The 10,715-nt window shown below is 64.6% G+C and carries 9 protein-coding genes; 4 read left to right on the top strand and 5 right to left on the bottom strand.

The annotated features are described in order from the left end of the window. Window positions 1–38: 38 nt before the first annotated feature. Window positions 39–1,691, bottom strand: coding sequence for an ABC transporter substrate-binding protein (locus AXK11_RS04215; protein ID WP_068629645.1), 1,653 nt, complete (start codon window positions 1,689–1,691; stop codon window positions 39–41). A gap of 83 nt (window positions 1,692–1,774) precedes the next feature. Continuing rightward, entirely contained in the window at window positions 1,775–3,001 is a 1,227-nt protein-coding gene (locus tag AXK11_RS04220; protein ID WP_068629647.1) for an ABC transporter ATP-binding protein, read from the bottom strand. A 202-nt stretch (window positions 3,002–3,203) separates the two neighbouring features. On the opposite strand from AXK11_RS04220, the gene hpt reads away from it, so the two are divergent. The 4 genes from hpt to AXK11_RS04240 all read left to right on the top strand — a co-directional run bounded on the left by hpt (window position 3,204) and on the right by AXK11_RS04240 (window position 7,772). Beyond that, window positions 3,204–3,776 (top strand): hypoxanthine phosphoribosyltransferase, encoded by a 573-nt coding sequence (gene hpt / locus AXK11_RS04225; RefSeq protein WP_068629649.1) that lies wholly within the window; start codon window positions 3,204–3,206, stop codon window positions 3,774–3,776. Then, on the top strand, window positions 3,773–5,131 hold the full coding sequence (locus AXK11_RS04230) for an RsmB/NOP family class I SAM-dependent RNA methyltransferase (RefSeq protein ID WP_068629652.1): 1,359 nt from the start codon (window positions 3,773–3,775) through the stop codon (window positions 5,129–5,131). Before hpt ends, AXK11_RS04230 begins: the two co-directional genes overlap by 4 nt. Window positions 5,132–5,477: 346 nt before the next feature. Beyond that, window positions 5,478–5,654, top strand: a complete 177-nt coding sequence (locus AXK11_RS04235) for a hypothetical protein (RefSeq protein ID WP_156469193.1) — start codon at window positions 5,478–5,480, stop codon at window positions 5,652–5,654. A 39-nt stretch (window positions 5,655–5,693) separates the two neighbouring features. Further along, the gene (locus AXK11_RS04240) at window positions 5,694–7,772 is read left to right on the top strand and encodes a TonB-dependent siderophore receptor (protein ID WP_068629655.1); all 2,079 of its coding nucleotides are present in this window, start codon (window positions 5,694–5,696) and stop codon (window positions 7,770–7,772) included. Between the two features lie 325 nt (window positions 7,773–8,097). Here the strand turns inward: AXK11_RS04240 and AXK11_RS04245 are convergent, their stop codons facing one another. The 3 genes from AXK11_RS04245 to AXK11_RS04255 all read right to left on the bottom strand — a co-directional run bounded on the left by AXK11_RS04245 (window position 8,098) and on the right by AXK11_RS04255 (window position 10,536). Next, complete coding sequence (locus tag AXK11_RS04245; protein WP_068629657.1) at window positions 8,098–9,441, bottom strand: thymidine phosphorylase; 1,344 nt, start codon at window positions 9,439–9,441, stop codon at window positions 8,098–8,100. 190 nt (window positions 9,442–9,631) lie between these two features. After that, window positions 9,632–10,201: a PIN domain-containing protein gene (locus AXK11_RS04250; protein ID WP_068629659.1), complete on the bottom strand. Its 570-nt coding sequence runs from the start codon at window positions 10,199–10,201 to the stop codon at window positions 9,632–9,634. Next, complete coding sequence (locus AXK11_RS04255) at window positions 10,198–10,536, bottom strand: hypothetical protein (RefSeq protein WP_156469194.1); 339 nt, start codon at window positions 10,534–10,536, stop codon at window positions 10,198–10,200. Before AXK11_RS04255 ends, AXK11_RS04250 begins: the two co-directional genes overlap by 4 nt. Between the last annotated feature and the right edge of the window lie 179 nt (window positions 10,537–10,715).

Consider the following 10,715-nt stretch of genomic DNA (forward strand, 5'->3'; position numbering starts at 1 on the left):
AGGGCAGTCCTCCCACCGCCCCACGCGCAGTGGAGGTTTCAGAACGCTTCGCTCCGTCGTTTTGTCGCCTGCCTGGCGAGGGTGGCGGCGTGGGCGTATTGGGTACGGAGCTGGGCGCTGAGTTCGCGGGCGAGGCGCAGTTCGTCGGCGCGGTTTTTCGAGCGCAGGGCGGCGCGGATCTCACCGCTTGCGCGGTCGTAGCTGAGCAGCGAGAGGTCTTGCAGAGCGGCGAGCGCGGCGGCGGGTTGTCCGGCGGCGATGATCGCGCGCCATGCGTCTACGAGCTCACGGTGGTTATCGAGGCACATCAGCCGGATCACGAAGGCCATTTCGCGAAAGAGCGGGCCTGTCCACGACGCGTTATAGGTGAGCGGATCCTCCTGTACGTAGGGCAGCGTATCAGGATCGGAGCGCAGCGCGCGCCAGTCTTCGCGGGCATAGAAATCGCGCCGTGCGGGGATCCGCCGCAGCGCAAAGCGCGTAGGGCCGCCCTCGGTGCCGACTTTAAAGTTCCACAGTTTTTGCCCCTCCATCGAGAGCGTGAATTCGATGAACAGCTCGGCGGCCTCGCGGTGAGGCGCGCCGCGCAGCAGCCCGATGGGATCGGCGGAGCTCACCGAGCCGCCGCGCGGGCTCAGGTAGACGAGGCGGCCTCCGGCGTCGTCGCGCCGCGCAATCGCCTCGGCCTGATAGCGCCCGTAAAAATCGATACAGACGCCGACCGCCGAATCGCCCTGCGAAACGTCAATCGGTGGCTTTTGCGCCGAGTCGGTAAAGTAGCGCGCATTGGCGCCCATCAACTGGATGATGCGCAGGCCCGCCTCCCAGCCCTCGCGGATGGCGCGCGCTTCGAGCTCGGCATCCGGCAGCCCCGGGGCTTCGGCCCGCAGCGCGTGCAGCCGCCGCTGCATTTGTTGCTGGATCAGGTTTTCAAAAGCCTTGGCGATTGAGCCGCTCTTGCTCGGATCGCAGAGCGCGACTTCGCCGATGAAGCGCGGATCGCCGAGGTCGGCCCATTGCTGCGGAGCACGCTCCACACCGAGGCGGGCAAGGGAGTCCTTGTTGTAGAGAATGCCGTAGTCGCCGAGGACGATGCCGACCCAGCGGCCTTGCGCGTCCCAGTACGGCTCGCCCGCGTGCTGCTGCGGGAGCACTTCGTCGCCAAACCACTGCGGGTGTGTCTGGAAAATCCGCGTCGGCACCAGCCTGCCCGCTTCGGCCTGGCGGATGAAGTCGTAGGCACCGCCGCCAAAAAACAGGTCGATCCCGCAGCTCACTTCCGAGGAGAGAAAGGCCGCGCGCGCCTCATGTGCTTCGGCACTCGCGCGGGCGGCATCGAGCCGCGAGTTGGCGAAGGCCGACTGTACTTCGGCGTTCCACGGGCGCCCCAGCGTCTTCGTCCAATGGTTTTGGAAAGAGGAAAGGTACTCGGACTCGATGAAGCGGGCGATCTCGCTGGTGCCGCCGAGCGCACGCCAATCGACCGTGATCGAGCGCCCTGTGCGGGCGCGATACCACTGGCGAAAGGCCCGCCCGAACTCGTAGCGGATCGCCTCGTTGTGCGGGCTGATGATCACGAGCGTATCGGCGTCGCGCTCGCTGGCGGCAGTCGCTTCTTCAGGTGGGCGCAGCACAAAGGGCAGCGCAACGGTGGCGGCCAGGGCGGCGAGGATCAGGAAGCGCTTCAGCATGGGGGGACGGTGATTTGAGTGAGCGCGGAGTTTTCCTGTTCCAGAAGAGGGCTCAGAGAAACGGCGAAAGACAGGCGGCAGCGTTAATCAACCAGGACGACGACGTCCTCGCGATCGGCCGTGGCGATGACTTCGCCGCGCCCTCCCGCACCTGACGCCTCTCCCGCGCCTGCGGCCCCAGCAGCGGCAGATGGGTCGACAAACAGCCGTGGATTTTTCTCAAACACCTTGAGTGTGGTGGGCGGGTGCTCCCCTCCCGCCCCTCCCGCCCCTCCCGCCCCGCGCGCGCTGGGGACGACGAGGTCGTATTGCGCCACCTCGCCGAGGTAGACGAAGCCGCCGATCCGGCCGCGCACCGTGTTGAGCGCATGCCTGTCGCGCGAGCCATTCGCCAGCGTGGTGCCCGCCTTTTGCGATGGCGTTTCGCGCAACTGCCAGCACTCGGGCCGGATCGAGAGCGTCACCGCCTGGCCGGCCTTCGGCGGTTTATCAGGCGCGCCGAGCCGCCCTTCAAATCGGCCCAGCGGGGTTTCCACTGTGGCGATGGCTTCGCGTCCGTTTCCATTTTCGAGGCCAAGAAACGTGCCTTCGATAAAGTCGGTCTCGCCTATGAAGCCCGCGACCATCCGGCTGCTGGGACGTTTGTAGACTTCGCGCGGGGTGCCGACCTGGCGGATGCGCCCGCCGTCGAGGATGGCCATCCGGTCGGCGATTGAGAGCGCCTCCTTCTGGTCGTGGGTCACGTAGACCGTGGTCAGGCTGAACGCTTTGCAGACGCGGCGGATCTCCGCGCGCATTTCGAGCCGCAGCCTGGCGTCGAGGTTCGACAGCGGCTCATCGAGCAGCAGACATCGCGGCCGGACGACCAGCGCACGTGCGAGCGCGACTCGCTGTTGCTGCCCGCCGGAGAGTTGCTGGGGCCGCCGCGCCGCGTAGTCCTCCATCCGCACCGAGCGCAGTGCCTCGGCCACGCGTGCGGCGACCTCGGCCTTCGGCACCTTCCGCTCGTGGAGGCCGAAGGCCACATTCTCCGCGACCGTCATGTGCGGCCACAGCGCATAGCTCTGAAACATCATGCCCGTATTGCGCTTGTGCGGGGCGAGCCGCGTCACGTCCTCCGAGTCGAAGAAGATGCGGCCCTCCTCCGGCGTGTAAAAGCCCGCCATGCTGCGCAACAGCGTCGTCTTTCCGCAGCCGCTGGAGCCGAGCAGGAAAAACAGCTCGCCCGGCGCGATTTCGAGGTCGAGCCCCGCCAGAGCCGTGACCGAGCCAAAACGCTTGGTGAGCTTGTCAATCCGTATGGAAATCATGCGCGTGTGACACAGGGGGAATAGGCGCTCCATCGGAGGCAAAACGGCGCAGCAAGCAAGCGGGTAACATGATGGACGCGAAGCAACTTTCTCGCGCGCCCCATAAGTCGGCGGAATCTAGCTCCCGCGCTCCCCTCCCGCCACCGCCCGCCCGTGCTAACGCATTGCCACCGCGCCGCCCCTGCTCCTTTAAGGCTGGCCCATGTCCGCTAGCCCCACCTCACACGGCCCAGCCCTTCACCCGCATGTCGAAGCAGTACTCGTAAACGAAGCGCAAATCCGCCGCCGCATCGCCGAGCTGGGCCACGAACTGCGGGCAGTTTACGGCGACGAAGAGCTCACACTCATCTCGATCATCAATGGGGCGATTGTCTTCACCGCCGACTTGCTGCGCGAGTTGGCCAACCCGATCCGGCTCGATTGCATCCGCATCTCCAGCTACCGCGATGCCGTCGAGTCGCGCGGCGTGCCCCAGGTCGTCAGCAAGTTCACGCTCGATATCGCCAACCGCCACGTGCTCGTGATCGACGACATCCTCGACACCGGCAAGACGCTGGAATTTGTCACGCGCATGATCCGCGAGCACCGCCCCGCCAGCCTGCGCACCTGCGTGCTGCTCGATAAAAAAGAACGGCGCGCGGTGGACTTCGAGGCCGACTTTGTGGGCTTCTCCATCCCCGACCAATTCGTCATCGGCTACGGACTCGATTTTGCCGAGCGCTACCGCAACCTGCGCTACATCGGCACCCTCAAACCCAAGTTTCAAAACGCATGACCTCGGACACCACTCGCCGCGCGGAGAACCAGGCACAGATTTTCCTGAAACTGCTCGCCGAGCTGCGGCCACATTGGCGCGACGCCGAGGCGCTGCCGCCGCTGCCCGAGCGCATCCAGCGGCTGCTCGCCAGTGACCGCCGCTTCGGCTCGCGTGATCGGCGGCTCTATCGCGAGTTGATCTACACCACGCTGCGCTACCTGCCCTGGGTGGAGCCGCTGCTTGATGGCGAGCCCGTGCGGGCGGCGCAGCGGGTTGCCTGGCTCGCGAGCGACACCGCAGACACGGCGGCCTATCGGGCAGCGATTTTGCAAAATGCCGCCGCCGATGCGGCTGCGGCAGGCGCGGCAGAGAAGCTGCCTGCGAACACGCGCGAGCTCTCGGTCAGCGACAAGGCACGCGTCCTGAAAGCCAACGCGGAGCAGCTTTACCCGGACTGGTTTTGGAACGAGTGCTCCAGCGCCTACGCCCCCGAAGAGCTCGACGCGCTGCACCGGCGCGCGCCGCTGTGGCTGCGCTTGCAGGGCCACAGCGAAGGCGAGCTGGCCCACGCGCTCCAGGACATCGAGCGCGAGTTTGCCGAGCGCGGTTGGCACCTGGAGCAATCGGAGATCCTGCCCAATGCGTTTCGCGCACCGACCGATGCCGATGTGACGAACACCGAGAGTTTCCGGCGCGGCCTCTTCGAGGTGCAGGACTTCGGCTCGCAGCTCGTTCTCGGTGCACAGCGGATTGAGCCCGGCGGCCACTGGCTCGACGCCTGCGCGGGCGCGGGCGGCAAGACGCTGCAACTCGCGCAAATCCTCGGCCCCAGCGGAAAAGTCACTGCCTACGACATTCGCCCCGACGCGCTCGCCGAGCTGCGCGAGCGGGCGGCCCGGGCGCGCATTACCAATATCGAGATCATCGACGCGCCGCCGCCCCTCCCGCCCGAGGGCACTTTTTTTGACGGCGTGCTCGTCGACGCGCCGTGCAGCGGCACGGGCACTTGGCGTCGCGCTCCGCACCTCAAGTGGCTGACCACCCACGCGAGCGTCAAGGCTCACGCCGCGCAGCAGGTCGCCCTGCTCAAGCAGTTTTCGCAATACGTGCGGCGCGGCGATGGTAAGAGCAGCGACAGGGTGAAAGGGCTCACCTCCGATCCCGCGCTGGGCGAGCTTCTGAAAAAGTATAGCTGCTCGGGAGGCCGGCTCATCTACGCCACCTGCTCGCTGTGCCGGCGCGAAAACGAGCTCGTCGTCGAAGCATTTCAAAACGCCTGCCGCGACTTCCTCATCGAGTGGGTCTCGCACACGATCATGCCCGCCAAACACGACTCGGACGGCTTCTTCTTTTGCACGATCCGCCGCCGATAAAAGCCGAGCGGCGTAGCTCGCGCGCGCGACCACGGCACCGCGCGACCTGACACTGGAGGAATGGGCAGCGGCGGGCAACACGGGCGCCTGCGCTGCGCGGGGGAGGGGCGGCAAATGGGAGCACCACCGCGCAGAGGATAACGCGTGCACGAAGCTCAGCCAGACCGGGGGTGGGTGCGGGAAAAGCCCGCATGGGAAAAAGTCCCCAGTCGGCTCCTGTTGATTACGGAGCAGGCCTGCATATGAAGGTGCCTCTGCGGGCCTTCGTGCCCGCGCTACCCCAACCGCCCTACCCCTATTTGGCGGCCTTAACCCCAACCCCAAAAGTCTACCCCCCCGACCTATGATGTCTACCCGACTGCTCACGGCGGCGCTGTGCGCGCTCGCATCGAGTGCCGCACTTCACGCGCAACAAGCCAGCCCCTACTCTGCCGAGTCATCGTGCGCGGCTGCCTCCCCCAGCGAAGAGACCGTTACGCTCTCGCCCTTTGAGGTCTCTTCCTACCAACCCGCCCGCTACTAGGCCGATGAAGCGGCCTCCGGCGGGCGCATCGTCACCAGCGTGCTCAACACGCCCTCCACCGTTACGGTGCTCACCAGCGACTTCGTCGCCGACATCGGCGGGAACCGCATCTTCGACTCCGCCAAATATGTGGCAGGCATTAACGATGCCACGATCCCCAACGCCCAGGACCGCGCCAACATCCGCGGCTTCGCGATGGGCTCGCGCCTGGTCGATGGCTTCTCGACGCCCTCGCAGGCCAACTACGACCACGCCGCGATCGACCGCATGGAGATCAGCAAAGGGCCCGACTCCGTGCTCCAGCCCGCAGGCGTCCCCGGCGGCTCGATCAACCTCGTGACCAAGAAACCGCAGTGGACCTTCGGCGGCCAGCTCAAGGCCCAGATCGGCCAGTACGACACCAATCGCATCGAGGCCGATGTCACCGGCCCGATCAACGAGCACTTCGCCTACCGGCTCATCACCTCCGCGCAGGACAACAAGAGCTGGGTGCACAACACCTTTCGCGAATCGCTCCTGATCACGCCCTCGCTCACGTGGCGGCCCGCCCCCGCGACCAACCTCACGCTGCGCTACGAGTACTACGACGCGCGCACCTCCAACCTCGAAGGCATCCCGATGGACCCGATGGTCGGGCCCGACGATGCGTTTCGCACCATGCCCGGCGTCCCACTGCGCTTTAACCCCGCGCCGGGCGACGAGTACTCCTACCGCATGGGCCGCTCAAACACGCTGACCGCGCTCCTCACCTCGGTGATCACCGAACGGCTCTCCGTGCGCCTCGCGGGGCGCCTCGCCCGCTCCACACACCCCAATGGCGACTTCCGCTGGGGCCTCAGCGCGCCCGGCGGCAGCATCAACCCGCACACCGGCAAGTGGGAAGGCGGCGTGCTCTGGGTAAACGCCTCGACCGATCCCGCCAGCCCCAACTGGGTGAGCACCCCCGCGCCGCAGCCCGGCAATGTCTTCCAGCACGTCGGCACCTACGAACACGTCGAAGGCTACTACCGCGACCTGCAGAACGATTGGTCGTACATCGTGGATAACGACACCGTGAAGTCCTCGACCCTCGTCGGCTTCGCCTACGCCTATACGCACGAAAACGTGCAATCGCGCCGCCAGGCCTTGCCCGACTTCACCGTCGATAACGTGCCACACGAGCCCGTCACCACCTTCCCCAACAACACCGACCGCCGCGGGATCACCAGCCGCTACCAGGCCTACCTCACCCAAACTCTGGAGCTCTTCAACAGCCGCCTCGTCCTCTCCGGCGGCGTCTCGCACACCACCTACAACGGCGTCTACGGCAATAAACTCTCCGCCGCCACGCCCCGCGCACCGGCAGGCATGATGTACCCCGGCTCCGGCAGCAAAGCCACCTACAACTACGGCCTCGTCCTCAAGCCCGTCGCGAACCTTTCCATTTATTATGGACACAGCGAAAACGCCGTCCCCGCCAACAACTTTCAGCAGACCTACGAAGGCCGCGCGCCCTTTTCCGAAGGCACGCAAGACGAGATCGGCCTGAAGCTGCGCCTCTTTGACGGGCGCATCCTCGCCTCGCTCGCCTACTACGAAATCGAGCAGACCGGCTACACCGTCTTCAACCCGCTCAACGTCGTCGTGCCGCCCCCGCCCGTGCTCCTGCCCGACCTCGTCCTCTCCCGCGAAGCCAGCGGCTGGGAGCTCCAGATCATGGGCTCGATCACCCCGCAGCTCTCCATCATCGCCAGCGTCGCCGATACGAAAAACCGCGACCCCAACGGCGTCATGCTGCGCGGCTCCGCCGAAGACACTGCCTCCGGCTTCGTCCGCTACGAGTTCACCACCGGGCGGCTCGCCGGCCTATCGGCGGGCCTCGGCGCCAACTGGAGCAGCAAGCGCTCCGTCGAAAACGTCTCCGGCTCCACCCCATTGGGCATCCCCATCCAGCCCCGCGGCTACCTCCCCGCCCGCACCCTCATGGACGCCTACATCGGCTACCAACGCGGCGCCTGGAGCTACCGCATCGACGTGACCAACCTCACCGACAAGCTCTACTACTCCTCGCTCTCCTGGAACCTCATCCAGGTGGCCAACCCCCGCGCCATCTCCGGCTCCATCACCTGGAAATTCTGAAAACGCGCACAGCAGAACAGCAGCATTTGGGAGCCTGCGCCGAGCCCGACGCAGGCTCCTAAACCGGGCCTGTCTCCAAGTGCGAGTGCTCCGAGTGGCACCCTGCCAGTTTGTCGAAAAACAGTAAGTGCCAGAAAGTTCGGATTGTTTTATGAAAAACAAAAAAACCGCGGCCGATGTGGAGCGCGGTTTTTTTTGGGTCTTTGTTGCCTTTCCGACTTCAAAATCGAGAAGACCAGTCGGTCTTTCTACTCCAAGTAAGGATCCTTCTAGCAGCAGTAGCAGTACAGATGAATGCGCTATACTAGCGGGGCGCCTCGCTTTTTCAGGCGACGCGTTCGACGACAATGGGGGGCGGGGTCGGGCGCTTGGGGGCGAGGCGGTAGGCGGTTTTGAAGCACTCCAGTGCCTGCTCCAGTTTCGCTTCGTCGTTGTAGTGGATCATCATCAGCGGCTCGCCTTGCTTTACCTGAGTACCGACTTTGCGGACTTCGGAAACACCGGCAGCGTGGTCGATCTTGCCTTTCTTGTCGGTGCTGCCGTTGAGGATCGAGACGCCTTGCATGATGTAGGAGGCGTTGATCATGTGCACGTAACCGCGTTTCGGCGCAGGGAGTTTGCGCACGTGGCGCGCGACAGGGAGTTTCTCGGGGTTGTCGATGTAGCTGGCGTCGCCGCCTTGCGCTTTAACAAGGTCTTTCAGTTTTTCGAGCGCGGTACCGTCGCTCAGGTGTCGTTGCACGGTCTGCTTGGCGGAGAGGGTCGAGCCCGCCACGCCCGCCAGGCGCACGACTTCCATGCCGAGTTTGAGGATGAGTTCCTGCAGGTCTTCGGGGCCTTCGCCCTTCAGGAGCTGGATCGCTTCCTTCACTTCGAGGGCCGTGCCGACCGTGTCGCCGAGGGGTTGATTCATGTCGGTGACGAGGGCCACACAGCGGCGCTTCATGGAGCGGCCTACGCGGGTCATGGAGCGGGCAAGCTGCTTGGCTTGCTCAAGGTCTTTGATGAAGGAGCCGTTGCCCCACTTGATGTCGATCACGAGGCCTTCGGCGCCTTCGGCCAGTTTTTTGGAGAGCACGCTGCCGGTGATGAGCGGCAGGCTGGGGATCGTCCCCGTCTCTTTGCGCAGCGCGTAGAAGTGCGCATCGGCCGGTGCGAGGTTTTCGTCCTGCTTGACGATTGCGCCGCCGATTTTGGCGAGCTGTTTGGTAAAGGCTTCTATCGAGAGCTTGCCGTCGAAACCCGGGACGGCGCGCAGCTTGTCGATGGGGCTGATGATGTAGTCGTGCTCGACGCCGCACATCATGGGGACGACGACGCCTGCGGCCATCGCGAGCGGCACGAGGACGAGTGCGGCTTTATCCCCCACTCCGCCTGTCGTGTACTTGTCGATCTTGGGCTTGGCGATGTGGGAGAGGTCGATGACTTCGCCCGAGAGCATCATCTCTTCGGTCAGGGTTGCCGTCTCCTGGGCCGACATGTTGGCGAAGTAGATCGCCATCAGGAGTGCGGCCAACTGGTGCTGCGGCATTTCGCCATCTAGCGTGCTATCAATGATATAACGAATCTCTTCTTTGGTAAATTCCTGACCGTCGCGCTTTTTTTCGATCAGGGAACTGAAGCTGGGCTTGATGAAGCGGCGGGCCGGGATAGTGCGTTTACTGGTCATGTGAGTGTATGTGGAAATAGCTATACGACCGCGCAGGGCGGGAAAGTTTCGGAGCAAATAAAGCTCTGTCAAAATGTCGAGGCAAAAGGGGCCCCCGGCCGCGTATTTCCACCCATTCGCCCCCAAGTCGGGGGGGGCGTAGTCGCTTCTTGCACGCTCCGGCGACAAGTGCGGTCACACCTGCGTCAAGCTATGGGAGGTCCGCGAGAATCGCGGCTTTAAACCTGTCTAGCTGAGGCGAGTAGCTGCGCAGCAAGTCGCGCGTCGGCATCCCCTTTTTCCCTGCTGCCAGCTTCAGCTCGTGCCACACCGCCGCGGAGTCCTTCGCATAGAGCTCCAGGAGGAAGTCTTGCGGGTGCATGGCGGTGATGCCCCAGCGGGCTAGATGCTCGGGCGCAAAGTGCCTTTGGTTAAAGGTCACGATCACCTTTGCCTCGGCTTTTATCGCCGCCGCCAGCACGTGGCGGTCTTTCGGGTCGTTGGTGCACCGGGCGATGAGGGGCTCCAGGTCGGACTGAAGCGCAGCGGGAAAGCCCATGGTTATCTCGGCCAGGCGGGTGGTGGCATATTGTGCACCGTGCCCAAACTTCACCGCATAGGTGCGCCAGGTTTCGTCCAGGATTTGCTGACTCCAACAGGGGTGAAAGAGTCGCGTATGGCGGGCGAAGCCGAGGAGGAGTTTTGCAAGTGCGGCGTAGGCCAGCACATTGGCATCAAAGATGAGGTTAAGCGGCCGCGGAGTAACGAGGGAGGTACTCATTGTAACCGCAGGTGCGCGTACTCTGGGAAAACATCAATGGGGTTGGGGCCATCGGGCATCCGGCTCAGCGGGTCGGCCTCCCACTCAATCCGCGCACGCTCCATCTTGCGCTTGTAGGTGATCAGGTCGCTGAGCCAGATGCAGCGCTCGCCGTCGATCAACTGGTACTTGAGCAGGCCCATGCTGGTGAGGTCGCGTGTCTCGCCCGGGGTCTCGCCCAGCAGCTCGGCGGCATGCTCGATGGAGAGGATCGCATCGGTAGGCGGGCGCAGTGGCGCAGTGCCGAGCTCCACGGGTGGCGGCTGGTGCGCGGGGGCAGTAGCGGGAGTGCTCATAGAACGAAGGGGGGACGAGCACCAGTTAGGCACATCGGGCCCTGCGTCAATGCGGTCGTTGACCGGTTTATTTGGGCGGCGCACTCGTTGGTGCGCCGCCCGCGCCACTACAAACGCACGTCCCCTGCCCTCCCCGCGCCAATATGCCTACGGCTCCCCCCCCCCCTCCTCCCGCCGCC

Source organism: Cephaloticoccus primus (assembly GCF_001580015.1).
Lineage (GTDB): Bacteria > Verrucomicrobiota > Verrucomicrobiia > Opitutales > Opitutaceae > Cephaloticoccus > Cephaloticoccus primus.